The 21,706-nt window shown below is 61.5% G+C and carries 25 protein-coding genes; 15 read left to right on the forward strand and 10 right to left on the reverse strand.

From position 1 onward, the window contains the following. Positions 1 to 192 precede the first annotated feature (192 nt). The 3 genes from ACODSR_RS03315 to rplJ all read right to left on the reverse strand — a co-directional run bounded on the left by ACODSR_RS03315 (position 193) and on the right by rplJ (position 1,881). A complete protein-coding gene (locus ACODSR_RS03315; protein WP_489073711.1) occupies positions 193 to 555 on the reverse strand; it encodes a hypothetical protein in 363 nt (120 codons plus the stop codon). A 366-nt stretch (positions 556 to 921) separates the two neighbouring features. Next, on the reverse strand, positions 922 to 1,293 hold the full coding sequence (gene rplL / locus ACODSR_RS03320; protein ID WP_006956160.1) for a 50S ribosomal protein L7/L12: 372 nt from the start codon (positions 1,291 to 1,293) through the stop codon (positions 922 to 924). 72 nt (positions 1,294 to 1,365) lie between these two features. Then, entirely contained in the window at positions 1,366 to 1,881 is a 516-nt protein-coding gene (gene rplJ / locus ACODSR_RS03325; RefSeq protein WP_006956162.1) for a 50S ribosomal protein L10, read from the reverse strand. A gap of 386 nt (positions 1,882 to 2,267) precedes the next feature. On the opposite strand from rplJ, the gene ACODSR_RS03330 reads away from it, so the two are divergent. Both ACODSR_RS03330 and ACODSR_RS03335 read left to right on the forward strand, forming a co-directional pair. After that, positions 2,268 to 2,558 (forward strand): type II toxin-antitoxin system RelE/ParE family toxin, encoded by a 291-nt coding sequence (locus tag ACODSR_RS03330; protein ID WP_489073713.1) that lies wholly within the window; start codon positions 2,268 to 2,270, stop codon positions 2,556 to 2,558. Positions 2,559 to 2,604: 46 nt separating this feature from the next. Further along, on the forward strand, positions 2,605 to 2,892 hold the full coding sequence (locus ACODSR_RS03335) for an addiction module antidote protein (RefSeq protein ID WP_489073715.1): 288 nt from the start codon (positions 2,605 to 2,607) through the stop codon (positions 2,890 to 2,892). Here the strand turns inward: ACODSR_RS03335 and ACODSR_RS03340 are convergent. Next, positions 2,889 to 4,994 carry a RelA/SpoT family protein gene (locus ACODSR_RS03340; protein WP_489073717.1) on the reverse strand — a complete coding sequence of 702 codons (2,106 nt, stop codon included), beginning with the start codon at positions 4,992 to 4,994 and terminating at the stop codon, positions 2,889 to 2,891. The two genes, ACODSR_RS03335 and ACODSR_RS03340, sit on opposite strands and share 4 nt — an antisense overlap. Positions 4,995 to 5,105: 111 nt before the next feature. Here ACODSR_RS03340 and ACODSR_RS03345 point away from each other — a divergent pair, with 111 nt between their 5' ends. The 4 genes from ACODSR_RS03345 to ACODSR_RS03360 all read left to right on the forward strand — a co-directional run bounded on the left by ACODSR_RS03345 (position 5,106) and on the right by ACODSR_RS03360 (position 7,948). Further along, entirely contained in the window at positions 5,106 to 5,588 is a 483-nt protein-coding gene (locus tag ACODSR_RS03345) for a winged helix-turn-helix transcriptional regulator (protein ID WP_489074144.1), read from the forward strand. A 70-nt stretch (positions 5,589 to 5,658) separates the two neighbouring features. Further along, positions 5,659 to 6,765 carry a sensor histidine kinase gene (locus ACODSR_RS03350; protein WP_489073719.1) on the forward strand — a complete coding sequence of 369 codons (1,107 nt, stop codon included), beginning with the start codon at positions 5,659 to 5,661 and terminating at the stop codon, positions 6,763 to 6,765. After that, positions 6,762 to 7,565 (forward strand): LytR/AlgR family response regulator transcription factor, encoded by an 804-nt coding sequence (locus ACODSR_RS03355; protein ID WP_006956171.1) that lies wholly within the window; start codon positions 6,762 to 6,764, stop codon positions 7,563 to 7,565. The genes ACODSR_RS03350 and ACODSR_RS03355 overlap by 4 nt, the downstream gene beginning before the upstream one ends. Positions 7,566 to 7,654: 89 nt before the next feature. Continuing rightward, a complete protein-coding gene (locus tag ACODSR_RS03360) occupies positions 7,655 to 7,948 on the forward strand; it encodes a GIY-YIG nuclease family protein (RefSeq protein ID WP_489073721.1) in 294 nt (97 codons plus the stop codon). 78 nt (positions 7,949 to 8,026) lie between these two features. Here ACODSR_RS03360 and ACODSR_RS03365 read toward each other — a convergent pair whose 3' ends face one another. Beyond that, positions 8,027 to 8,443 (reverse strand): GtrA family protein, encoded by a 417-nt coding sequence (locus ACODSR_RS03365; protein WP_489073723.1) that lies wholly within the window; start codon positions 8,441 to 8,443, stop codon positions 8,027 to 8,029. A gap of 42 nt (positions 8,444 to 8,485) precedes the next feature. On the opposite strand from ACODSR_RS03365, the gene ACODSR_RS03370 reads away from it, so the two are divergent. Continuing rightward, on the forward strand, positions 8,486 to 10,384 hold the full coding sequence (locus tag ACODSR_RS03370; RefSeq protein ID WP_489073725.1) for a hypothetical protein: 1,899 nt from the start codon (positions 8,486 to 8,488) through the stop codon (positions 10,382 to 10,384). Here ACODSR_RS03370 and ACODSR_RS03375 read toward each other — a convergent pair. Together ACODSR_RS03375 and ACODSR_RS03380 are read right to left on the reverse strand one after the other, a co-directional pair. Continuing rightward, a complete protein-coding gene (locus ACODSR_RS03375; protein WP_489074146.1) occupies positions 10,346 to 10,774 on the reverse strand; it encodes a nucleoside deaminase in 429 nt (142 codons plus the stop codon). The two genes, ACODSR_RS03370 and ACODSR_RS03375, sit on opposite strands and share 39 nt — an antisense overlap. 69 nt (positions 10,775 to 10,843) lie before the next feature. Next, positions 10,844 to 11,065, reverse strand: a complete 222-nt coding sequence (locus ACODSR_RS03380; RefSeq protein WP_489073727.1) for a hypothetical protein — start codon at positions 11,063 to 11,065, stop codon at positions 10,844 to 10,846. A 143-nt stretch (positions 11,066 to 11,208) separates the two neighbouring features. On the opposite strand from ACODSR_RS03380, the gene rpmB reads away from it, so the two are divergent. Continuing rightward, positions 11,209 to 11,502, forward strand: a complete 294-nt coding sequence (gene rpmB, locus ACODSR_RS03385; RefSeq protein WP_119747881.1) for a 50S ribosomal protein L28 — start codon at positions 11,209 to 11,211, stop codon at positions 11,500 to 11,502. A gap of 183 nt (positions 11,503 to 11,685) precedes the next feature. Here rpmB and ACODSR_RS03390 read toward each other — a convergent pair whose 3' ends face one another. Then, on the reverse strand, positions 11,686 to 12,669 hold the full coding sequence (locus ACODSR_RS03390; protein WP_489073729.1) for an esterase-like activity of phytase family protein: 984 nt from the start codon (positions 12,667 to 12,669) through the stop codon (positions 11,686 to 11,688). 188 nt (positions 12,670 to 12,857) lie between these two features. On the opposite strand from ACODSR_RS03390, the gene ACODSR_RS03395 reads away from it, so the two are divergent. Next, positions 12,858 to 13,265 carry a hypothetical protein gene (locus tag ACODSR_RS03395; RefSeq protein WP_489073731.1) on the forward strand — a complete coding sequence of 136 codons (408 nt, stop codon included), beginning with the start codon at positions 12,858 to 12,860 and terminating at the stop codon, positions 13,263 to 13,265. Positions 13,266 to 13,406: 141 nt separating this feature from the next. Here ACODSR_RS03395 and ACODSR_RS03400 read toward each other — a convergent pair whose 3' ends face one another. Both ACODSR_RS03400 and ACODSR_RS03405 read right to left on the reverse strand, forming a co-directional pair. Beyond that, on the reverse strand, positions 13,407 to 13,649 hold the full coding sequence (locus ACODSR_RS03400; RefSeq protein WP_489073733.1) for a hypothetical protein: 243 nt from the start codon (positions 13,647 to 13,649) through the stop codon (positions 13,407 to 13,409). 78 nt (positions 13,650 to 13,727) lie between these two features. Beyond that, positions 13,728 to 13,943: a circumsporozoite protein gene (locus tag ACODSR_RS03405; RefSeq protein WP_119747887.1), complete on the reverse strand. Its 216-nt coding sequence runs from the start codon at positions 13,941 to 13,943 to the stop codon at positions 13,728 to 13,730. A gap of 216 nt (positions 13,944 to 14,159) precedes the next feature. On the opposite strand from ACODSR_RS03405, the gene ACODSR_RS03410 reads away from it, so the two are divergent. From ACODSR_RS03410 to ACODSR_RS03435, 6 genes are all read left to right on the forward strand, one after another. Continuing rightward, entirely contained in the window at positions 14,160 to 15,131 is a 972-nt protein-coding gene (locus ACODSR_RS03410; RefSeq protein ID WP_489073735.1) for an ArsR/SmtB family transcription factor, read from the forward strand. Continuing rightward, the gene (metF, locus tag ACODSR_RS03415; RefSeq protein WP_489073737.1) at positions 15,128 to 16,039 is read left to right on the forward strand and encodes a methylenetetrahydrofolate reductase; all 912 of its coding nucleotides are present in this window, start codon (positions 15,128 to 15,130) and stop codon (positions 16,037 to 16,039) included. Before ACODSR_RS03410 ends, metF begins: the two co-directional genes overlap by 4 nt. 118 nt (positions 16,040 to 16,157) lie before the next feature. Then, positions 16,158 to 17,204: a homocysteine S-methyltransferase family protein gene (locus ACODSR_RS03420; RefSeq protein ID WP_489073739.1), complete on the forward strand. Its 1,047-nt coding sequence runs from the start codon at positions 16,158 to 16,160 to the stop codon at positions 17,202 to 17,204. Positions 17,205 to 17,320: 116 nt separating this feature from the next. Beyond that, a complete protein-coding gene (gene metH / locus ACODSR_RS03425; protein ID WP_489073741.1) occupies positions 17,321 to 19,921 on the forward strand; it encodes a methionine synthase in 2,601 nt (866 codons plus the stop codon). Between the two features lie 109 nt (positions 19,922 to 20,030). Beyond that, positions 20,031 to 21,143 (forward strand): helix-turn-helix domain-containing protein, encoded by a 1,113-nt coding sequence (locus ACODSR_RS03430; RefSeq protein ID WP_489073743.1) that lies wholly within the window; start codon positions 20,031 to 20,033, stop codon positions 21,141 to 21,143. Positions 21,144 to 21,149: 6 nt separating this feature from the next. Beyond that, positions 21,150 to 21,644, forward strand: coding sequence for a hypothetical protein (locus tag ACODSR_RS03435; protein WP_489073745.1), 495 nt, complete (start codon positions 21,150 to 21,152; stop codon positions 21,642 to 21,644). The last annotated feature ends 62 nt before the right edge of the window (positions 21,645 to 21,706 follow it).

A 21,706-nucleotide genomic window follows, 5' to 3' on the forward strand; every position in this document is an offset into this window, starting at 1 on the left:
GGGTTTTTGGGGTGGGGGCGTGCCAGTGTGGGGCGGGGAGGGGGCCGGTCGTGCGCCCGTCCCGTCATCCCGGCGCAGGCCGGGATTCAGGGCGGCCCTACGCGACCCTAAATGCTTATTTTTGTCAGCATGACGGGGTGGGGTGGGGAGGTGACCGACGGCTTTCGGTCAAGCAGATCGAGTTGACGCGATTTACGGCCTGCCCAGCTGGCTTTCTCGTTTTGCTCGGTCACTACGAATGCGATTCAGCATATTGAAGAAATTGGGCTTCGCTGAAACATCCATAGAGGCTATAACCTTGGCAGCTTCCGGTGGCGAAACTTGCTGGCGGATTACTTCGATCAACTTATCCTTCAGCGGCGAACATGACTTTGTAGCTTCCGCGTAAATGGCATCGTCGGGTGCTGTGGTTCGTGTGAGGCGCACGGCGTAGGTCGCCATGCAACGGTCATATGCTTGAGCGATGATTTGGATGTTTGGCTGCGCCTCTTGCGCAGAAGCATTCTGGAGGCAAATCGCAAAAGAGAACGCGATTGCTGAGAATTTCAACTGCATGATCGATCATTACCTTTTCAATCCTGCATTCGCGTTATCTACTCAGCATTAACAAATCATCACTCACACGAAATCCGACGATAATGTCAGCTATGTGGGCGATCAGGGTCGCTCACGACTGCCTGCCCATGGTCGCCACCCGCCCATCACCGCCGTCATCCTGACGAAAGTCAGGATCCATTGGCTCTACCGCCGCGCAGTATCACGACCGTTGCGTGAATGGATCCCGGATCAAGTCCGGGATGACGGGGGAGTGCGGACGCGACGCCCCAACACAGAAATAGGGGCGGCACCTTTCGGCACCGCCCCTATTTCTGCCAGCCCAAAGGCTAGCCGTTCAGCCCCGCATGAAGCAGGGCATCCCGATTACTTGAGTTCGACGGTCGCGCCGGCTTCTTCAAGCTGCTTCTTGACCTTCTCGGCCTCTTCCTTGTTCACGCCTTCCTTGATCGCCTTGGGCGCCGACTCAACCAGGGTCTTGGCTTCGGTCAGGCCGAGGCCGGTGATGGCGCGGACTTCCTTGATGACGTTGATCTTCTTGCCACCGTCGCCGGTCAGGATCACGTCGAATTCGGTCTGCTCTTCAGCAGCCGGAGCAGCGGCAGCGGCCGGGCCGGCGACGGCGACGGCGGCAGCGGCGCTAACGCCCCACTTTTCTTCCAGCGCCTTCGACAGGTCGGCGGCTTCGAGGACGGTCAGGGCCGAAAGCTGTTCGACCAGTGCGTTGATGTCTGCCATGATATTTTTCCTTCTAAACGGGGTGAACCCCGCAATATGTTGAAACGATTACAGGAAGTTGGTTGCGACCGATCAGGCCGCTTCCTTCTCCGCATAGGCGTTGAAGACACGAGCGAGCTGCGAAGCCGGCGTCTGGATGACGGTAGCGAGCTTGGTTGCCGGCGCCTGGATGAGGCCGATAATCTTTGCACGCAGTTCGTCCAGCGAGGGCATCGATGCGAGCGCCTTGACGCCCTCTGCATCGAGCAGCACACCGCCCATTGCGCCGCCAACGATCTCAAGCTTGTCGTTGGTCTTGGCGAAATCGATCACCACCTTGGCGGCGGCGACCGGATCGGCCGAAGTGGCCAGCGCAACCGGGCCGGTCAGCATGGAGCTGATCGTTTCGTATTGCGTGTCCTTCAACGCGATCTTGGCGAGCTTGTTCTTCGTAACCTTGTAGGACGCGCCCGCTTCGCGCATCTTCTGCCGCAGGACTGTCGACTGTGCGACGGTCATGCCCAGGTTGCGTGTGACCACGACAACACCCAGGTCGGCAAAAGTAGCGTTCAGCGTGGTGACGACCTCAGATTTCTGATTACGATCCATGCCATTCTCCACTTCATGTCCACCGGAAAGCCCGATGAACGGCAAAAACCCGCGTGCAAGCACACGGGATGCCAGCACACGGAATGTTAGTCCGAAGGGGAGAGATCGACTGGCCGTTCGTCCGTTTGAAGGAAGGCGGCAGACCCGAAACAGACCGTAATGGCCTGTCCGGTAAAGAACTTTTCCCCGTCTAGGCTGGGAATTAAGAGGGGCAAATCCCCCTCACCAACTGTCTCGGACGGTGAACCCACAGGGGGTTCGCTGCGGCGCCATTACAGCCGTTGGCGGATAAAATCAACGGATAACGTCTGCCCCATTTTGCCGAGGCGTGGCTGGCGTCTCTTATATGTTGACACTTTGCGAAGTGTCACTTATATATTGACAATATGGATGTGCAGCAGACGTCGGCCTTTGCAGAGTGGTTTGCGGGTCTTCGTGATCGCCGGGCGCGCTCGAAAATTGCAGGCCGGATCGCCCGTTTTGAATTAGGCCTGATGGGTGATGTGAAATCGGTGGGCGATGGCGTGCTGGAAGCGCGGATTGATTTCGGGCCGGGATACCGCCTCTATTTTGTCAGGCGCGGCGAACAATGGATCATCCTGCTGATGGGCGGAGACAAGTCGAGCCAGCAGCGGGACATAGCCAAGGCAAAAGATATGGCGGCCCGGATCGACTGAGCCGCCAGACAGGAGCAGCGCCGATGGCCTGCGAAAGGACATGGGAATGACGATTACACTCACTCGCTTCGATGCGGCCGACTATCTGACCGAAGCGGATGACCAGGCCGATCTGCTGGCGGATGCGCTGGCGACGGGCGATGTGCATGTTATTGCGCAAGCGATCGGCATCGTCGCGCGGGCGCACGGCATGACCGAACTGGCGAAGGAAACCGGCATGAAGCGCCAGCAGCTCTATCGTGCGCTCGGCCCGGACGGCAATCCGACACTGGGCACCATGCTCAAACTTCTGCCCGCGCTCGGCCTGCGGATGCGGATCGAGGCTGCCGCCTAAACCCTGTCCGCCTGCACCACTGTGTCGAGCGCGCGCAGCGCCGACAATATGCGCATCAGATGCTGGGCGTCGGCGACTTCCAGGTCGATGATGTCGGTGTGGAACGGGCCTTCGCGGTTGACCAGTTGCAGGTTGAGGATGTTCGCCTTGGTCGCGCCGAACACGTTGGTGACCGCCGCCAGCGCGCCCGGCTGGTTCTTGACGATGACCTGCAACCGCGCGGTGCCGCCCTTGGACTTGCTGTCCCAGGACAGGTCGACCCAGTCATCATCCTGCCCGGCCTCCAGCGTGCGGCAGTCGATCGTGTGGACCTCGATCGGGCCGCCGGTGCGGCGGATTCCGACGATGCGGTCGCCCGGCACGGGGTGGCAGCAATCGGACAGGCTGTAGGCGATGCCCGGCGTCAGCCCGCGGATCGAGATGGGCGCGTGCTGGCGCGGATGGGCTTCTTCCATACCGGTGCCGGTGGTGGAGCCGGGGACCAGCGCCTCCATGACTTCCGAATCGAGCAACCGATGGGTGGCGATCGCGACCATCAGCGATGCGCGATCGTCCAGTTTCAGCCGTTTCAACGCGGCTTTCAATGCCTTGTCGCCCAGCTCACTGGCAAGGTCATGGGAGAAGCGGCCGACAATCTCTTCATAAAGTTTTTCGCCCAGCGCGACTTCCTCGCCGCGTTGTTTCTGGCGGATATAGCGGCGAATCGCCGCGCGCGCCTTGCCGGTGATGGCGAAGGTCAGCCAGCCGGGCTGCGGTTCCTGCCCCGCAGATTTGAGGATTTCGACCTGATCGCCATTTTCCAGGCTGGTGCGCAGCGGCACGACCCGGCCATTGACCTTCGCGCCGACCGTCTGGTTGCCGAGCGACGTATGCACCGCATAGGCGAAATCCACCGGGGTCGATCCCTTGGGCAGCTGGTGCAACTCGCCCTTGGGGGAGAAGGCGAAGATGCGGTCCTGATACATCGCCATGCGCGTATGTTCGAGCAGTTCGTCCGCGTCCTGGCTCTGCTCCAATATTTCGACCAGATCGCGCAGCCACGCCGCATTCTGGTCGCCCGCATCGCCCTTTTGCTTGTAGGCCCAGTGCGCTGCCAGCCCCAGTTCGGCGTCATTATGCATGTCGCGGCTGCGCAATTGCACCTCGATCCGGGCATTGTCCTGATGGATGACGGTGGTGTGGAGCGAGCGATAGCCGTTGCGCTTGGGGGTGGAGATATAATCCTTGAACCGGCCCGGCACCATCTTGAACATCTGGTGGATGACGCCCAGCGCACGGTAGCAATCCTCGGTCGTCTCGGTAATCACGCGGAACGCCATCACGTCGGTCAGCTGTTCAAAGCTGATATGGCGTTCCTGCATCTTCTTCCAGATCGAGAAGGGATGTTTCTCGCGCCCCGACACGGTGACCGGGATGTTCGATCCGCCCAGCAGCAATTGCAGTTCCGCGCCAATCCGGTCGACCTTGTCATGGCCGCCTTCCTTCAGCTGCTCCAGCCGCTTGGTGATGCTGGCATAGGCTTCCGGCTCAATCTCGCGAAAGGCCAGCAGCTGCATTTCGCGCATGAAATCATACATGCCAATCCGCTCGGCGAGCGGCGCATAGATATCCATCGTCTCCTTGGCGATGCGGCGGCGCTTGTCGGGATTTTTGATGAAGTGCAGCGTGCGCATATTGTGCAGCCGGTCGGCGAGCTTGACCAGCAGCACGCGAATATCGTCCGACATGGCGAGCAGGAATTTGCGCAGATTCTCCGCCGCCCGCTCATTTTCGGACATGGCTTCGATCTTCGACAGCTTGGTCACGCCATCGACCATGCGCGCGACATCCTTGCCGAACGCGGCCTCTATCTCCGCATAGGTGACCAGCGTATCCTCGATCGTGTCGTGGAGCAGCGCGGTCACGATCGTCTGGTCGTCCAGGCCAAAGTCGGTCAGGATGCCCGCCACCTCGATCGGGTGGCTGAAATAGGGGTCGCCGCTGGCGCGCTTCTGGCTGCCATGCTTCTGGACGGAAAACACATAGGCGCGGTTGATCATCGCTTCGTCCGCATTGGGATCGTAGCGCTTTACCCGTTCGACAAGTTCATATTGGCGTAGCATCGTTTCCCGATTGTGTGGGAAGTGCCTTGCTGCGCAACAAAAAAATCCCATTTCCCCTAAATACACTGCGCTTTTGCAAGTGAGGCCGCTTTGGGCTATCCAGTCATGACGATGAAACATAATCTGGCACAGGATCTGGAACAATGCGCGCTACCCAGCGCGCTGGAGGCGATGGGCGAACGCTGGTCCTTCCTCATCCTGCGCGGCGCCCTGTCGGGAATCCGCCATTTTGAGGAGTTTCAGTCGACGCTGGGCATCGCCCGCAACATATTGGCCAACCGCCTGTCCCGACTGGTCGAAAATGGCATCATGCTGCGGCAGCCGATGCAGTGCGACAAGCGCAAGGTGGAATATCGCCTGACCGAAAAGGGGCAGGAACTGGCCCCGGTCATGATCGCGCTGCGCCAATGGGGTGAAAAATGGGGCTGCGGCACCGTGTCCTGCCAGGTGCTGGCCGACCGGCGCGATGGCCTGCCGATCCGCAGGGTCACGATACAGGCGCATGATGGCCGCGTGCTGGAACTGAGCGATCTGGTCTGGTTGTGTCCCGATGAAGTCACGCCGATGGCGGAGGAACCCGCTGCCGCCGCCTGAGGGGCGGCCGCAACAGGGGATAGGTCGCAGCGGCTTCACCCGCCGCCTCAAATCGCCTAGGCTGCCTGTAATGTCTGTTCATCCCTTTCAGCCCCAGCCCTTTTTCGCGGACAAGAATCGCGCTTTCTGGAACCTGCAGTCGCTGGGCTGGGCCGGCGCGTTCCTGCTGCGCGGATCGTCCACCATCGCCAATGGCCAGCCGCTTTCCAGCCTGGTGCCGGTGCTGATCTCGACCGTTACCGGCTATTCGGTGACGCTGCTGATCGCGGTGATGTTCCGCTTTCTGCTCCGGCAAAAGCCGATCATCACCTGGGGCGTGTCGATCGTCACCGTGGTGGCCGCGGCTGCGCTGGTCGCCTTCATCGACGCCTGGGTGTTTTCAACGCAGAATAAGGGCAGCGAAACCGCGGGGCTGCAACTGTTCCTGGGTGCTTTCTATTTGTCGATGACGCTGCTGGGCGCATGGTCGGCGCTTTATTATGCCATCAACTTCTACCTGACGGTCGAGGAGCAGGCGGACCAGCTGCTGCATCTGGAAAATCAGGCGTCGAGCGCGCAACTGGCGATGCTGCGCTATCAGCTTAACCCGCATTTCCTGTTCAATACGCTTAACTCCATCTCCACGCTGGTGCTGCTCAAACAGACCGACCGGGCCAATGCGATGCTGTCGCGTCTGTCCTCCTTCCTGCGCTATACCCTCATCAACGAGCCGACCGCGCAGGTGACGATCGAGCAGGAGATTGAGACGCTCAAACTCTATCTGGAGATTGAGAAGATGCGATTCGAGGACCGGCTGCGGCCGGTGTTCATCATTGACCCGGCGGTCGGACAGGCGCGGCTGCCATCGTTGCTGCTCCAGCCGCTGGTCGAAAATGCTATCAAATATGCCGTCACGCCCAAGGAGGAAGGCGCGGAAATATCGGTCAGCGCGCAGCCTGCCGGTGAAAATGTGCGGATCGTCGTATCCGACAGCGGGCCGGGATTGAATGAAGGCGGAATGAAGCCACACATTGCCGTCAGCGAAGGGACGGGCGTTGGCCTGCCGAACATCCGCGATCGGCTCATTCAGGCCTTCGGGGAACGACAGAGCTTTGAAACACGTTCAAGTCCCAGTGGTTTTTCGGTGATCATCGAAATACCGCTCAATTTGGAAGATTCATCGAAAGTGGCCGCATGACGATCAGAACAATCCTCGTCGACGACGAAAGCCTGGCGACCCAAGGGCTTATGCTCCGTCTGGAAGCGCATGAGGATGTCGAAATTATCGAAACCTGCAACAATGGGCGCGAAGCGATCCGCGCCATCAAGACGCACAAGCCCGACCTTGTGTTCCTCGACATCCAGATGCCGGGCTTTGACGGTTTTTCCGTGGTGCAGGGGATTATGGAAGTCGAGCCGCCGCTCTTCATTTTCGTCACCGCTTACATGGATCACGCGATTCGCGCGTTCGAGGCGCAGGCCGTCGACTATCTGCTAAAGCCCGTGGAAGAAGGCCGTCTGGCCGATGCGCTCGACCGGGTGCGCTTGCGCCTGTCCGACAAGCGGCAGGTGCAGGAAGCAGAGAAACTGCGCGAAGTGCTGGCCGAAGTTGCGCCCCAGGCCATGAGCGATTTCAACGCAGCGGACGAGGAAGGCCCGGCCTCCAACCGTTTCGAGAAGCTCATCAACATCAAGGATCGCGGCCAGATTTTCCGGGTCGATGTCGATTCGATCGAGCGGATCGACGCGGCGGGCGACTATATGTGCATCTATACCGCCGACAATTCGCTGATCCTGCGCGAAACCATGAAGGATCTGGAAAAACGGCTCGACCCCCGCAACTTCCAGCGCGTCCATCGCTCCACCATTGTGAATTTGAGCCAGGTCAAGCAGGTCAAACCCCACACCAATGGCGAATGTTTCCTGGTGCTGGAATCGGGCGCACAGGTCAAAGTCAGCCGCTCCTACCGGGACGTGGTGGCGCGGTTCGTACATTAAATAGAACAATGTGTTCCCGCAAAGGCGGGAACACAGGCCCACGCTCCGAACTGGGTTCCCGCCTTCGCGGGAACACGTTATCTTAAAGCATGACCAGACCGGGTTACGTCTATCTGATGGCGAGCGGCCAGAACGGCACGATGTATCTCGGCGTAACCAGCAATCTCATCCAGAGAGCATGGCAGCATCGCAATGGCTTTGGCGGCGAATTCAGCGCTAAATATCGCTGCCATTTTCTGGTTTGGTATGAAGCTCATGACGATATTCAGGAAGCACGCCAGCGCGAATTGCGGATCAAGAAATGGGATCGCAAGTGGAAACTGCGGCTCATCGAGGAAATGAACCCGAAGTGGCGTGACCTGTTTGACGATATCGCCACATGACCCGTGTTCCCGCGCAGGCGGGAACCCAGTCCCACGCTCCGAACTAGGTTCCCGCCTTCGCGGGAACACGTCGGATAATCACCTAAACACCCACTTTCGGTTCAGCCCGAACATCACCGCTGGCGTGACGAAGATCATTGCCGGGATCGGCGACCATGCCGGCCACCCCATATGGGTCACGCACAGCCACACCCACAGGGCGTTAAGCGCATAGCTGACCAGCGACACTGCGACGAAGCGGAACCCCCGTGCCGCCGCCTTGTCGCGGGTGCCATGGCCGCGAAAGGTGAAGGCGCTGTGGCTCACATAACCGATGATTACCGCCGCGCCATAGCCGACCAGATTGGCCAGTTGCGGATGCAGGCCGGCCAGCGCCGCCAGGCTCCAGTAGATTGCCGCCTGGCACGCCGTCACGAACAGGCCGGTCACGCCATAGCGGACGATTTGCCAGAACAGCGCGCGATGCTGCTGTGAAAGTCGGTTGATGATGGCCATGGTCCCCGTTGCGCTTTGCCACGGCTCGTTTAGGGGGCAAGGATGAGCTTGAAAAGCGCCGATGCCCTGCGCGCGCGGGTGACCCATATCCTGCCCCCCTTGCTGGCGTGGAGCGCGCGGCACTGGAAGTGGCTGACCTTCCTGATCTGGATCGTCATTGCGGTCGCCATGGTCACGACTCGCTGGCCCGCGATCCACTGGCTGGTGCTGAGCGATACCGACGACAATATCCGCTATGTGCAGGTGAAGGACTGGCTGGCGGGTCAGGGCTGGTATGATCTGCGCCAATATCGGCTCGATCCACCGGGCGGCGCGAATATCCACTGGTCGCGGCTGGTCGATATCCCGATCGCCGGGCTGATCCTCTTCTTCCGCGCCTTTGTCGATCAGGGGCTGGCCGATCGGCTGGCCTGCGGCATCGCGCCGCTGCTCCCGCTCTTGCTGCTGATGCTGAGCCTTGGCTTTATCGGGCGGCGGCTGGCCGGGCCGCATGGCTGGTTGCTGGCGGCGCTCGCCCCGCTCGCCGCGCAGATGGGGCTGGGCATGTATGCGCCGATGCGGATCGACCATCATGGCTGGCAACTGGCGCTGGCGGTGACGATGCTGGCGGGCGTCATCGACACAAATCGGCTGCGCGGCGGGGTGATGGCCGGGGTCAGCAGCGCGCTGTCGATTGCTATCGGCATGGAGATGATCGTCTATCTGGCGGCGGGTGGCGGGTTGATCGCGCTGCGCTGGGTGTTTCGCGAAGGGGCGGAGCGGCGGATGCTGCCCTATGCGCTCAGTTTGGGCGGGGCGACCTCACTCTGCTACCTGCTGTTCGCCAGCTATGCCAATCGCGAAATGGTGTGCGATGCGATCTCGCCGATCTGGGTGGCGGTGTTCGGCGCGGCGTCGGCGGGCATGGTGCTGCTTTCGGTAGCGCCGTTGCGCGGCTGGGCGATGCGGCTGGCGGCGGGCCTCATCGTCGGCGGTGCGGTTGCGACTTTCTTCTGGCTGAACTGGCCGCAATGCCTCAGCCCCTATCAGATTTCGCCCGAACTGGAGCGGCTCTGGCTTGCCAATATTCGCGAGGCCAAGCCGATCACCGCGCAGGCGCAAAGCCTGGTCGTGCCGCTGCTGGCGATCCCGCTGGCGGGGCTGATCGGCCTGCTCTGGGCCTTGTGGGACGCGCGGCGCGACGCTGAGCGCCTCTGGGCCTGGGCGACCGTCGGCCTCATGATGCTCTTTTCCACCGCCTTGCTGTTCTGGCAGCTGCGCGCGGGGCCAGCGGCGCAATTGCTGGCGATCCCGCCCGCCGCATGGGCCGCGCACCGGCTGATCGGCGCGATCTTCACCGGCACGCGCCGGGTGCGAATCGCGGCGGGGGCAGGGGTGGCGCTGCTGGCGGCTATTGCCTGCGCCTATCCGCTCTATCCGCAAATCATGAGTGGGTGGGCGCAGCTGACCGGCAACAAGCCCAGGCCATGGCGCCCGTCCGCCATCGCCCGCAATGATGCGATCAAGAAAGCCAATGGCCGGTGCCGCACGCTGCCTGCGCTCGAAGTGCTGGATCAGTTGCCCCCCGCGACTATCTTCACCATGGTCGATCTGGGACCGCGCATCATCGCCACCACCCATCATAGCGCGCTGGCCGGGCCCTATCATCGCAATGGCGCGACGATCCTGGACATGCACCACGCCTATGATGGCCCCGCCGACGCCTTTCGGCCCATCGCGGCGCAGCATCATGCGACCTATTTGCTGGTCTGCCCCAATTTCCCCGAAGGCACGATCTATCAGTCGCGCAGCCCGCGTGGTTTCTATGCGGATCTGATGCGGGGCAAAATTCCAGGCTGGCTGGTGCCGGTGACGCTCAACAGCGGCATGACCTTGCCCTATCAACTCTACCGGATAAATTACTCAGCGTCGGGCGGCGAAAAAATCCCGCAGCAGCACTGAGGCTTCGACTTCGGCGAGGCCGCCATAGACTTCGGGCCGATGCAGGCATTGCGGCTGGGCGAACAGGCGCGGTCCCTGCTCGATTGCCCCGCCCTTGGGGTCACCCACGCCATAATAGAGCCGCGCGATCCGGGCGTGAGAAATCGCCCCCGCGCACATCGGGCAGGGTTCCAGCGTCACCCACAGGTCGCAGCCGGTCAGGCGAAAATCGCTCAGATGGATCGCCGCCGCCCGCATCGCGACGATTTCGGCATGGGCGGTGGGATCATGGTCGCGGCGGTTGCGATTCTCGCCCTCGCCGATGATGACGCCATCCTTGGTCACCACCGCACCAATCGGCACCTCGCCCGCCGCCTCCGCCGCACGGGCCAGCGCCAGCGCGCGGCGCATGGGATCGGGCAAGGGAAAGGGCGAAGCGTTCACGCCCCGCCCTTACAGCATCTTGCCCCTGATGCGAACTCAGGGCTTTTTGACCGCCACCGTCGGCACTTCGACCGTCTCGTTGCGGGTGCCGACCTCGACCTTGGCCACATTGGCCTCATATTTGGGCAGCGCGCCTTCCTTCACCGCGATTTCGGGCAGGCGTCCGTCCTGCGTTTTCTGCAGGTCGATGAAGCCGGTGGCGATGCCGCCAGCCAGCACGAGCAATATGATGATCAACAGCCCACCAATGAATCGCATTTCAACCTCCCATATGTTACGGAGCCTCAACGCTTCGCCGTGCAAAAGGGTTGCGACCCGCCGTGCGGCGGGTTGACGGCCAGCGGGAATCCCGTTATCGGCGCGGCTTTCCGAACGAACCCGAACTACAAGGTTTATTGATTATGTCGCGCATTTGCGAGCTGACCGGCAAGGGTCGCCAGGTGGGTCACAATGTTTCCCACGCCAATAACAAGACCAAGCGGGTGTTCCTGCCCAACCTCCAGAATGTTTCGCTGATCTCCGAAACGCTGGAAGCCAGCTTCAAACTGCGCGTATCGACCCATGGTCTGCGTTCGGTCGAACATAATGGCGGCCTGGACAACTGGCTGGTCAAGACCAGCGACGACAAGCTGTCGCTCAAGGCCCGTCGCCTCAAGCGCGACATCGTCAAGAAGCAGGCTGCCGCAGCCGCCTGATTTCTCGATTCGTTTCGGCATAAGAAGCGGCCTGGCGACAGGCCGCTTTTTTGCGTGCGAATTGGGCGCAGGATGGCCCGCAAGCCGAGCTTCGATCCGTTCGTTTCGAGCGAAGTCGAGAAACCTGCGCGCGACGTTTCTCGACTTCGCTCGAAACGAACGGAGGTTGTGGCGAGTGAGGGATCAATCTAGCCCGAATTTCAACAATAACGTCCGCTGGAAAAATTCGTGATTATCGTCGGACACGACCCAGATAATCGTCCGGTCACCCTCCCGACTCACCGCCAACCCCTCGAAATTATCGGCCAGCAGCGGCGGGGCGAGGCGGGCGAGGGTGCGGGCCTTCAGCTCCATGCCCGGTTCCAGCCGTTCAGGCAGATCGACGATCGCGATCGTGGCAGTGAACAGCTCCTGCAAGGTCAGGCGGCGGTTGAGCACCAGCAAATGGCGTGCATCCAGCGCCACCGCGTCGGTCGGGCGATAGCCCTGCGGCGGGCTGTAGCGCAGATGGATCGGTTCGGCGGTATCGCGCTCGGCCGGGTCGCCCGGAAACAGCAGCATGTCATGCCGGCCATCGGGCGTCATCCCCATCTCGCCAATCGCCACAAAGCGGCCATCGGGCAGGCGGGCGAGCGATTCGATCGATCCGGTCGGGGGCCATGCCATGATCTGTGGCCAGGTCCGGCACGCCTCCACCCGCGCAAAGCCCGGCGCATAGCGGCAGATCGCCTGTTGCAACTCAAACCCCACCCAGTAGCGGTCGGTCACTGGATCATGGGTCAGCGATTCTGAATCCCACGCCCACCAGGGACGATCGCGGTCCTGCGGCCGGATGGGCAGGGGGGCGATGAAGGGACGGCGGCTTGCCTCTCCCGGCCCGACATGCAGCCCCATCAAAATGCCGGAATCGCTCATCGCCAGCACATCGCCCGGTGGTGATACGAGGAGTGCTGATATGCCGCCGAACCCTGGATTGGCGCTGCGCAATTCCCAGCCACCCAGATAGTCGAGCGCCCCCACATGACGCAGCTGCGGATCGCTCGTGCTGAGCGGCAGCGCCCGTGCAGTGACCAACAGAGCACCTGGCTCCACCGTAGCGGGCTTGCTGTTGTGCGGGGCTGGCAGCAGCAGGATGGCAAGCGCCAGAACGATCAGGATTCGCGTCATTCCCTCCGCCATAGGATAATATCAGGCAGTGCGCAGCAGGGCTGTGCCGGGCCGTTGCCAGCTTAACAACGGCTGTCAGCCCCATTCAGGGTCGGCTCAAGGCGAATCACCCATAAGACGCTCATCACTGGCGAAACCCGTCTCTGGGAAGCGCCGACGAACAGACGAATTTTGGAAGGAGCAACGCCATGAAGATGAAGTTTCTGATCAATATGGGAGCAGCTCTGGCGATGGGCGCTGCTTCCCTGGCCGTGACGGCAACCCCGGCCATGGCCCGTGACGGCTATTATCGCGGTTACGACCGTGGCGATTATTATCGTGGAGATCGCGGCTATCGCGGCGACCGTGGCTATTATCGCGGCAATGACCGCTATTATCGCAGCAACGCCTATCGTGGCGGCTATCGCGGGGGCTATCGTTGCCGGGACAATGGCACGGGAGGCACCATCATCGGCGCGATTGCTGGTGGCCTGCTCGGCAATGAAGTCGGCAAGGGTTCGGGACGCTATGGCCGTCGCGGTGACGGCACGACCGGTGCGATCATCGGGGCAGGCGTAGGCGCTCTCGCCGGCCGGGCGATCGACCGCAACTGCTAATTCCGTGCAAGTGAGACTGCGTGTTCCCGCGAAGGCGGGGACCCAGTCCCGCCCTCTCAACTGGGTTCCCGCCTGCGCGGGAACACATAGTGGCAGAAGCAAAAACGAAAAGGCCGTCTCGTCCGGGGCGGCCTTTTTGGGTCAGGGCCTGGGATCAGGCTGCGGCGCAACCCGGCCACGATCGGCACCCGCTGCCACGCTGGCGGCGGGATTAAGGCCCGCGTCACCGCTCTGCGCTGCGCCGGTGCGCGCGTCGAGCATGGCGGCTGCATCATTGAGCGCGCTGGCTTCGCTGGCGCTGACCCCGCCGACGCCATCGGGCGATCCCGAACCGCAGGCGGTCAGTGGCAGCAGCCCAGCGGCGATGAAGATGGTGCGGATCATCGATCAGTCCCCAATGGAAAAGGGGCCGCCCCGTTCCCGGCGCGACCCCTTTCCGAATTCTGAAAAGTCCGTCTGGACTTACATCGCGTTCGCGACGTTGTTGGTCGCGTTCGACGCAGCGTTCGCGGCGTTGTCAGCAGCGTTCAGCGCGGCGTTCATGGCGTTGTCGGCAGCGTTCGACGCGTTCTCAGCCGAGTTGGCGGCATTGTTGGCGGCGTTTTCCGCGCCACCCGAACAGGCGGCCAGGCCGAGCGAAGCGGCGAGAACGAGCGAAAGAGCGATAGACTTGGTCATGGGCAGAAACCCCTCTCTGAGAATAAAAACGGTGCAGACCACTCTCGGAGAAAAGCTCACCCCCCATTGCGCCTGCGCGTTGATTCGTAATGCTTTGGTTGATGCAAGGCAATCCCATTCCTGCAATCCGGGCGGGAAACGGGTGCGCTTTTGTTCGCAGTTGCGGAAAAACTGCGGCCATTGACGCATATAAAGATTTCTTTATATGATGCAGCCATGCACACGGCACTCGATATTTTCCGGGCACTTGGCGACCCGACGCGGCTGCGCATCATCCATCTGCTGCGGGCGATGGAGCTGGCCGTGGGGGAGATCGCGCAGGTTGTGGGGCAAAGCCAGCCCCGCGTATCGCGCCATGTTCGCATCCTTGCCGAAGCGGGCCTTGTCGAGCGGCGCAAGGAAGGCAATTGGGTATTCCTGCGGCTGGGCAAGGGCGATGATGTCGCCCCGTTCGTGTCGCTGTTTGACCGCCTGGCCCCGTCGGACAGCGAAACATTGTGGCAGGCGGCCGATCTGGCGCGGCTGGCGGCGGTGCGGGCGGACCGGGCGCGGGCAGCGGAGGGCTATTTTGCCGACCATGCCGAGGAATGGGACGCGATCCGATCGCTCCATGTGGCGGAGGCCGATGTCGAGGCGGCGATGACCGCGCTGCTGGGGCGCGAACCGATTGGCCATTTGCTGGACATCGGCACAGGGACCGGGCGGATGATCGAATTGTTCGGCGGCGCGGCGCAGGCGGTGACGGCGATCGATCGCAGCCCGGACATGCTGCGGCTGGCGCGGGCCAAGCTGCCCGAAGATGCAGGCGACAAATATGCGCTGCTGCTGGGCGATTTTGGCGCTTTGCCGCTGGAGCCGGGCAGCGTCGATACTGTCCTGCTGCATCAGGTGCTGCATTATGCGCAGGTGCCGGAGCAGGTGATCGGGGAGGCGGCGCGCGTCACTGCGATCGAAGGCCGGGTGCTGATCGCGGACTTCGCGCCGCATGAGCGGGAAGAATTGCGCGTGCGCGACCAACATGCGCGTCTGGGCTTTTCCGACGAGCAGATAGAGGGCTGGTTCGCGGCAGCGGGCCTGCAACTGGAACGGGTGGAAACTTTGCCCGGCCATGAATTGACGGTGCAACTGTGGCTGGGGCGACGCAAAAGCGCGCCTGTCCAGCAGCAAGAAGGACGGATTTCCGCATGACTTTGAACGATCCCGTCGCCCCGCTCTATGCGGACCTTGCGGGCGACTGCCATGTCAGCTTTGAATTTTTCCCGCCCAAGACGGAAAAGATGGAAGCCCAGCTTTGGTCGGCGATCGAGACGCTGACGCCGCTCCAACCCAAATTCGTGTCCGTCACCTATGGCGCGGGCGGATCGACCCGTGAGCGCACGCATAATACGGTCGCCCGGATCGCGCGGGAAACGCCGCTGGCGGCTGCCGCGCACCTGACCTGTGTGGGGGCGAGCAAGGCCGAGATTGGCGAGATTGCCGACGCCTACTGGGACGCAGGCGTGCGCCACATCGTCGCCCTGCGCGGCGATCCACCGGAAGTCGGCGGCACATTCGAGCCGCACCCGGACGGTTACAAGGGTGCCGCCGAGCTGGTCGAAGGGCTGATGCAGCGCCATCCGTTCGAAATTTCCGTGTCGGCCTATCCCGAAGTCCATCCCGAAGCCGCCAGCGCGCAGAGCGACCTGGACAATTTGAAGCGCAAGCTGGACGCCGGGGCGACCCGCGCGATCACCCAGTTCTTCTTTACCCCCGACGCCTATTTCCGCTTCCTCGACAAGACGCTGGCGGCGGGTATCACCGCGGACATCGTGCCGGGCATCATGCCGGTCAGCAATTTCGCCGCGACCCAGCGGATGGCGGCGATGTGCAATACGCAGGTGCCCAGCTGGATGGGCCGCCTGTTCGAGGGGCTGGACGATCATCCCGCCTCGCGCCAGCTGGTGTCGGCAACGATCGCGGCGGAACTGTGCCGCAGCCTCTATGGCGGCGGCGTGCGCGACTTTCATTTCTACACGCTCAACCGGGCGGAACTGAGCTTTGCGATCTGCCATTTGCTGGGCTTGCGGGCGAAGCCGGCGGCTGAGAAAATAGCATGACCTATATTCTTCCGTTCGCCCTGAGCTTGTCGAAGGGTTCCACCGACCGCAGGGAGGTGTCTTCGCCTCCGCTCAGACAAGGGCTTCGACTTCGCTCAGCCCGAACGGAGCTTTTAATATGACCGCTGAACAACAATTACGCGCCCTGGCCGGCGAAAAAATCCTGATCTTCGACGGCGGCTATGGCACGTCGATCCAGAAACATGGCCTGACCGAGGCGGATTATCGCGGTGACCTCGACCTGCCAAAGGACCAGAAGGGCAATAACGACCTGCTCTGCCTGACCCGGCCGGACATTGTCGAGGGCATTCACAGCGCCTATCTGGACGCGGGTGCGGACATGATCGAGACCAACACGTTCAGCTCGACCAAGATCGCCATGGCCGATTATGGCTGCGAACATCTGGTGTGGGACATCAACATCGCCGCCGCCAAACTGGCCCGCAACGCGTGCGAGAAGGCGACAGCAAAGGACGGCAAGCCGCGCTTCGTCTGCGGTTCGATCGGCCCGACCAACAAGACGCTCTCCATCTCCCCCGACGTCAACGATCCCGCCTTTCGCGAGGTCGATTATGACACGCTCAAGGCCGACTATCGCGAGCAATGCGACGCGCTGATCGCGGGCGGGGTCGATTTCCTGCTGGTCGAAACCTGCTTCGATACGCTGAACGCCAAGGCCGCTGGCATGGCTGCGCGCGAGGCGGAGGAGGCGGCGGGCCGATCGGTGCCGCTGATGCTTAGCTTCACCATCACCGATATGTCGGGCCGCAACCTGTCGGGCCACACGATCAACGCCTTCTGGTATTCTCTGCGCCATCTGAAGCCGCTCACCATCGGGGTGAATTGCGCGTTCGGGGCGGATCTGCTGCGCCCCTATCTGGCCGAGCTGTCCAAAAATGCTGACACGCTGATCCTGGCCTACCCCAATGCGGGCCTGCCCAACGAACTGGGCCAATATGACGAACTGCCCGCCACCACCGCGCGGCTGATCCGTGAATGGGTGGATGAAGGGCTGGTCAACATGGTCGGTGGCTGCTGCGGCACGACGCCCGCGCATATCGGCGCGGTGGCGAAGGCGCTGGACGGGCATAAGCCCCGTGTCGTGCCGGAACTGCCGGTCGTGACGCGGCTGGCAGGCCTGGAGCCGATGCACATCGCAGCGTAACACCAAACCGTCATTCCCGCGAAGGCGGGAAACCATCTCCCAACATCTCGCCAGGTGCGACGTCGGGAGATGGATCCCCGCCTACGCGGGGATGACGAAAGAAAGAAATGCAGGGAATGACCACCAAATCCACCGCCACCTTCGTCAATATCGGTGAACGCACCAACGTCACCGGATCGGCCAAGTTCAAGAAGCTGATCATGGCGGGCGATTATGCCACTGCCATCGACATCGCGCGCGAGCAGGTGGAAAATGGCGCGCAGATCGTCGACGTCAACATGGATGAGGGGCTGCTCGACGCGGTCGAGGCGATGACGACCTTCCTCAAACTCATGACGTCGGAACCCGACATCAGCCGGGTTCCCGTCATGATCGACAGCAGCAAATGGGAAGTCATCGAAGCGGGCCTTAAATGCGTGTCCGGCAAGCCGATCGTCAATTCGATCAGCATGAAGGAGGGCGAGGAGGCCTTCCTGTTCCACGCCCGCAAATGCATGGCCTATGGCGCCGCGGCGGTCATCATGGCGTTCGACGAGACGGGCCAGGCGGACACCAAGGCGCGCAAGGTCGAAATCTGCGAGCGCGCCTACAAGCTGCTGATGACCATCGGCTTCCCGCCGGAGGACATCATCTTCGATCCCAATATCTTCGCGGTCGCGACCGGGATCGAGGAGCATAATAATTACGGCGTCGATTTCATCGAGGCGTGCAAGGAGATCAAGGCGCGCTGTCCGCACGTCCATATCTCCGGCGGCCTGTCGAACCTCAGCTTCTCCTTCCGCGGCAACGAACCCGTCCGCCGCGCGATGCACAGCGTGTTCCTCTACCACGCCATCCCCGCCGGGCTGGACATGGCGATCGTCAATGCGGGCCAGCTCGACGTCTATGACACGATCGACCCCGAACTGCGCACCGCCTGCGAGGATGTCGTCCTCAACCGCGACCCGGAAGCGGGCGACCGCCTCGTCACCCTGGCGGAGAAATATCGCGGCACCGACGCGGTGGCGGACAAGGCCGCCGAAGCCTGGCGCAGCTGGCCGGTCGCCAAGCGGCTGGAACATGCGCTGGTCAAGGGCATCGACATGTATGTCGTCGATGATACCGAAGAAGCCCGCCTGACCGCCGAAAAACCGATCCATGTGATCGAAGGGCCGCTGATGGACGGCATGAACGTCGTCGGCGACCTGTTCGGCGCGGGCAAGATGTTCCTGCCCCAGGTCGTCAAATCCGCCCGCGTCATGAAGAAGGCGGTCGCCCATCTGCTGCCCTTTATCGAGGCCGCCAAGGAACCGGGTGCCAAGGGCAAGGGCAAGATCATCATGGCCACGGTCAAGGGCGACGTCCATGATATCGGCAAGAATATCGTCGGCGTGGTCCTCCAGTGCAACGGCTTTGAAGTCGTCGACATGGGCGTGATGGTCCCCTGGCATGACATCATCAAGGCCGCGATCGAGCATGACGCCGACATGATCGGCCTGTCCGGTCTCATCACCCCCTCGCTGGACGAGATGGTGACGGTGGCGGCCGAAATGCAGCGCGCGGGCATGACCATGCCGGTGCTGATCGGCGGCGCGACTACCTCCAAAGTCCATACCGCGCTGCGCATCGACCCTTCCTATACCGGCCCTGTCGTGCATGTGCTGGACGCCAGCCGCGCGGTCGGCGTGGCGACGGCGCTGGTGTCCGAAACCCAGCGCAACGATTTCGTCCAGAAAACCAAGGATGATTATGAGCATGTCCGCGTCGCCCGCGCGAACAAGGGGCAGAGCGCGCTCGTGCCGCTGGAGGACGCCCGCGCCAATGCGTTCGAGATTGACGAGAGCCTGAAAGCCCCGCGTCCGCGCCTGCCCGGCGTCCATCGCTTCCCCGACTGGGATTTGAAGGATCTCATCCAATATATCGACTGGACGCCTTTCTTCCGCGCCTGGGAGCTGGCAGGCAATTATCCCGCGATCCTGACCGATCCGGTGGTGGGCGAAAGCGCGTCCAGCCTGTTTGCCGATGCGCAGGCGATGCTGGATAGGATCGTCAGCGAGAAATGGCTGACCGCGCGCGGTGTCGCGGGCCTGTGGCCCTGCCGCCGCGAAGGCGACGACATCATCGTCCATGTCGAGGATGAGAAGCACTATACCCTGCCGATGCTGCGCCAGCAGATTCAGAAGCGCGAAGGCCGGGCGAATATGTGCCTCGCCGACTTCATCAGCCATGATGGCGACTGGATGGGCGGCTTTGCCGTCGGGATGCACGGCATCGAACCGCATCTGGCCCGGTTCAAGAATGCGATCGATGACTATTCGGACATTCTTCTGAAAGCACTGGCCGATCGCCTCGCCGAAGCCTTCGCCGAACGCCTCCACCATTATGTCCGCACCGCACTATGGGGCTATGCGGAGGGCGAGCAGCTGACCAACGAAGCCCTGATCAAGGAACAATATCGCGGCATCCGCCCCGCTCCCGGCTACCCCGCCTGCCCGGAACATAGCCTGAAAACGATCCTGTTCGAGATGCTCGACGCTCACCACGCCACCGGCATTACGCTCACCGAAAGCTTCGCCATGCTGCCCACAGCAGCCGTCAGCGGCTTCTATTTCGGTCATCCCCAGTCCGAATATTTCGGCGTGGCGCGGGTCGGGCGGGACCAATTGGAGGAATATGCGGTCCGGCGCGGGATCGATATCGACACGGCGGAACGGTATTTAAGGCCGAATTTGGATTGAGGGGTGGGGTCGCCCTCCCACCGTCATGACGCGACCGTCAAATCGCAAAGATTTCTTGCGAAATAGGATTTGCAAGATCATACTGGATTAGACGGAGCTGACGAGAATCATGATCGAAACCAACATTGGCGGACGCGTACGGGCGTTACGCGAAGCTGCTGGCATGGGCCAAACGCGGCTTGCGAAGATACTTGGACTCGACAATCGCCAGTCTATTTCTGATTTGGAGCGCGGCAAGCGGCGCCTAAGCGCAGAAGAGCTGATCACCATCGTCGATACGTTTGATGTGAGTTTCGATCAGCTTACCAATCCATTCTTGCTTTCCAGTAAGGAGAGTTTCTCTTGGCGTCAGCGCGACGTTCCCCTCGTGGAACTCGATGCTTTCGAGGCACGTGCGGGCGAATGGATTGGTGCCTATCACGAACTCAATCGACTAAACGAGACGCCACTCAAAAAGTTACTTCCGCGGATAGGGCTGACCCATGCGAGCAGCTTCGAAGACGCGGTCGATGCGGGTGAGGCCGTGGCTGAGGAACTAGCGCTCGGTGAACGACCAGCATTGGAACTCGCTGAGGCGCTAGAGAGGCAGTTGGGCGTGCTTGTTCTCATGGTAGACGCTATTGATGGCGTTTCCGGAGCGGCATGTCGGCTTAGAACGCTCAACGCGATTCTCATCAACCGCCGTGAACGACAGGCTCGTCGAAACTCTGATCTTGCGCATGAAGTGTTCCATCTTCTCACTTGGGAACAAATGAAGCCTGAGCGTGTGGAGTCTTCGGTTGAAGCGTGGGATCGGGCTCCGACCCGTTCGGCTCAGCGCAATGTGCGCATCGAGAATCTCGCGGACAATTTTGCTTCGGGGTTGCTGATGCCTTCGAGTGAGCTTGATCGAATCGGCGAACCCCAAGGCGACCTCGTCGAATGGCTCACGGCTGCTGCGGCCGAACTCGGAGTGACCGCTCGCGGTCTAAAATGGCGTCTCGTTAACAGCAAGCGTCATCCCCATTTGAGCCGCGTTCCTAATGAACATCTTAATGAAGCGGCACGTGCGCTAGAAGAGGTGCCGTTGCCATTTAGCGCCCGGTTTCTTCAGACTCTGCTGCGGGGGATCGAGGGCGGACATATCTCAACAGCGCGTGCGGCGCGTCTGACCGACTTATCCAAGTCCGACCTCGGCAAATTGTGCGAGGCCTATGGACTGGATCGCACCTCGGAGCTTTGAAGCGTCATGAAGGCTGGCGATGTGGTGTTGGTAGACACCAATATCATAATTGAGAGCCATCTTCGCAGCTGTTGGAATGCGTTGACTGGTGCCTACCAGGTCGAGACAGTCGAAACCTGCGTCGTCGAAGCTATGACTGGCCGTCACGACTGGGGCGGGACGAAGCCGACAGAGGTGGACCTTCGAGGAAGTTTCTCCCGAATCCATGACATAACCCGCATCGGTCTGGCCCAAGTTATGCTGAATGGCGGATCGCAGTTGGATGAGGGGGAGCAACATTTGTGGGCACATGCCCTTATTCGCGAGGACACATGGATACTGTGTGGCCCTGACCGCGCGAGTATGCGGTTCGGCTACGAGCAGAAACAGCGCGACCGTCTGGTTTCACTTGGCGCGTTGCTTCAGATGATCAATCACACCCCGAAAGCACCGCTGCGCGCACATTTCGAACAGAGTTGGTTGGACGATGTCATACGCAAGCTTGTTCTAGGACTGCTCTAGGGGTTGTTGGTGGCGCTGAAGCAGAGACGGAAAGTCGTCGACTGTTGCCAGCGGCTTCTCGG

The organism is Sphingobium sp. FG125 (assembly GCF_057809795.1).

Excerpts from the sequence above, each read along its gene's own strand:
- rpmB (WP_119747881.1), top strand. The coding sequence starts at position 11,209 with ATGTCGCGCATTTGCGAGCTGACCGGCAAGGGTCGCCAGGTGGGTCAC.
- ACODSR_RS03360 (WP_489073721.1), top strand. The coding sequence starts at position 7,655 with ATGACCAGACCGGGTTACGTCTATCTGATGGCGAGCGGCCAGAACGGC.
- ACODSR_RS03390 (WP_489073729.1), bottom strand. The coding sequence starts at position 12,669 with ATGACGCGAATCCTGATCGTTCTGGCGCTTGCCATCCTGCTGCTGCCA.
- ACODSR_RS03400 (WP_489073733.1), bottom strand. The coding sequence starts at position 13,649 with ATGATCCGCACCATCTTCATCGCCGCTGGGCTGCTGCCACTGACCGCC.
- ACODSR_RS03430 (WP_489073743.1), top strand. The coding sequence starts at position 20,031 with ATGATCGAAACCAACATTGGCGGACGCGTACGGGCGTTACGCGAAGCT.
- ACODSR_RS03345 (WP_489074144.1), top strand. The coding sequence starts at position 5,106 with ATGAAACATAATCTGGCACAGGATCTGGAACAATGCGCGCTACCCAGC.
- ACODSR_RS03315 (WP_489073711.1), bottom strand. The coding sequence starts at position 555 with ATGCAGTTGAAATTCTCAGCAATCGCGTTCTCTTTTGCGATTTGCCTC.
- ACODSR_RS03370 (WP_489073725.1), top strand. The coding sequence starts at position 8,486 with ATGAGCTTGAAAAGCGCCGATGCCCTGCGCGCGCGGGTGACCCATATC.
- ACODSR_RS03365 (WP_489073723.1), bottom strand. The coding sequence starts at position 8,443 with ATGGCCATCATCAACCGACTTTCACAGCAGCATCGCGCGCTGTTCTGG.
- ACODSR_RS03335 (WP_489073715.1), top strand. The coding sequence starts at position 2,605 with ATGACGATTACACTCACTCGCTTCGATGCGGCCGACTATCTGACCGAA.
- ACODSR_RS03395 (WP_489073731.1), top strand. The coding sequence starts at position 12,858 with ATGAAGATGAAGTTTCTGATCAATATGGGAGCAGCTCTGGCGATGGGC.
- rplJ (WP_006956162.1), bottom strand. The coding sequence starts at position 1,881 with ATGGATCGTAATCAGAAATCTGAGGTCGTCACCACGCTGAACGCTACT.
- ACODSR_RS03380 (WP_489073727.1), bottom strand. The coding sequence starts at position 11,065 with ATGCGATTCATTGGTGGGCTGTTGATCATCATATTGCTCGTGCTGGCT.
- ACODSR_RS03340 (WP_489073717.1), bottom strand. The coding sequence starts at position 4,994 with ATGCTACGCCAATATGAACTTGTCGAACGGGTAAAGCGCTACGATCCC.
- ACODSR_RS03420 (WP_489073739.1), top strand. The coding sequence starts at position 16,158 with ATGACCGCTGAACAACAATTACGCGCCCTGGCCGGCGAAAAAATCCTG.
- ACODSR_RS03435 (WP_489073745.1), top strand. The coding sequence starts at position 21,150 with ATGAAGGCTGGCGATGTGGTGTTGGTAGACACCAATATCATAATTGAG.
- ACODSR_RS03375 (WP_489074146.1), bottom strand. The coding sequence starts at position 10,774 with ATGCGCCGCGCGCTGGCGCTGGCCCGTGCGGCGGAGGCGGCGGGCGAG.
- rplL (WP_006956160.1), bottom strand. The coding sequence starts at position 1,293 with ATGGCAGACATCAACGCACTGGTCGAACAGCTTTCGGCCCTGACCGTC.
- metF (WP_489073737.1), top strand. The coding sequence starts at position 15,128 with ATGACTTTGAACGATCCCGTCGCCCCGCTCTATGCGGACCTTGCGGGC.
- ACODSR_RS03330 (WP_489073713.1), top strand. The coding sequence starts at position 2,268 with ATGGATGTGCAGCAGACGTCGGCCTTTGCAGAGTGGTTTGCGGGTCTT.
- ACODSR_RS03405 (WP_119747887.1), bottom strand. The coding sequence starts at position 13,943 with ATGACCAAGTCTATCGCTCTTTCGCTCGTTCTCGCCGCTTCGCTCGGC.
- ACODSR_RS03355 (WP_006956171.1), top strand. The coding sequence starts at position 6,762 with ATGACGATCAGAACAATCCTCGTCGACGACGAAAGCCTGGCGACCCAA.
- ACODSR_RS03410 (WP_489073735.1), top strand. The coding sequence starts at position 14,160 with ATGCACACGGCACTCGATATTTTCCGGGCACTTGGCGACCCGACGCGG.
- metH (WP_489073741.1), top strand. The coding sequence starts at position 17,321 with ATGACCACCAAATCCACCGCCACCTTCGTCAATATCGGTGAACGCACC.
- ACODSR_RS03350 (WP_489073719.1), top strand. The coding sequence starts at position 5,659 with ATGTCTGTTCATCCCTTTCAGCCCCAGCCCTTTTTCGCGGACAAGAAT.